The sequence below is a fragment of the Bradyrhizobium sp. P5_C11_2 genome (assembly GCF_054049755.1).
The window spans coordinates 1-1,036 of record NZ_JBFULT010001089.1 but is presented as its reverse complement, the minus strand read 5'-3'; the positions used below and the strand labels follow the sequence as shown (position 1 = coordinate 1,036).

1 protein-coding gene is annotated in these 1,036 nt (G+C 60.7%); it reads left to right on the top strand.

Annotation, left to right across the window (positions count from 1 at the left end; genetic code table 11):
* On the top strand, positions 1-1,036 hold a 1,036-nt coding region (locus tag ACXJL8_RS41870), incomplete at both ends, for an outer membrane protein assembly factor BamB family protein (protein ID WP_456687122.1).

Here is a 1,036-nt window from a genome sequence, read left to right as displayed (position 1 = left end):
TGAACATGGTTTACGTCGGCACCGGAAACGGCGGCCCCTGGAATCGCAAGCTTCGCAGTCCGTCGGGCGGCGACAATCTTTATCTGGCCTCTATCGTCGCGCTCAACGCCGACACCGGCCAGTATATCTGGCACTATCAGGAGACGCCCGGCGACAATTGGGACTATACGTCAACCCAGCCGATGATCCTGGCCGATATCAAGATCGACGGCGTGCCGCGCAAGGTGATCCTGCACGCGCCGAAGAATGGCTTCTTCTTCGTCATCGATCGCACCAACGGCAAGTTCATCTCGGCGAAGAACTTCGTCGACGTGAATTGGGCGACGGGATACGACGCCAACGGACGGCCTGTTGAGCTGCCGGCTGCGCGCGACGCAGATCGATACGAGTCCATTCCGGGACCGGACGGAGCCCACAACTGGCAGCCGATGTCGTTCAATCCCCTGACCGGCCTTGTCTACCTTCCGGCGCAGCACATCCCGGTCAATCTGACGCCGGAAAAGTCATTTGCGCAGAATGCCACTGCGCCAGGTAAGATCGGCGCCATATTGGGCGCGAATATCGGCTTCGTTTTCAATCCGTCTCCGACATCGACCCCGTTCGGACGTCTGCTCGCCTGGGATCCGGTGCATCAAAAGGAAGTCTGGCGAGTCGAGCACGTGTCGCCGTGGAACGGCGGTACGCTGACCACCGCCGGCAATCTGGTTTTCCAGGGGACCGCGGATGGCCGCTTCGTCGCTTATGACGCAGCAAAAGGCACCAAGCTGTGGGAAATGCCAACCGGGACCGGCGCGGTGGCGGCCGCCGCAACCTACATGGTCGATGACAGGCAATACATCTCGATTGCGGTTGGCTGGGGCGGTTCCTACGGCCTTGCGCATCGCGCGACCGAGTACCAGAACCCGGGAACGATCTATACATACGCGCTCGGCGGCACGGCGAAGCTGCCGGAGTTCGTCAAGTATCAGACCGAAGGTCTGCTGCAGGGCGTGAAGTACGATCCGAAGGATATCAGGGAGGGCGGGGAGATCTATGT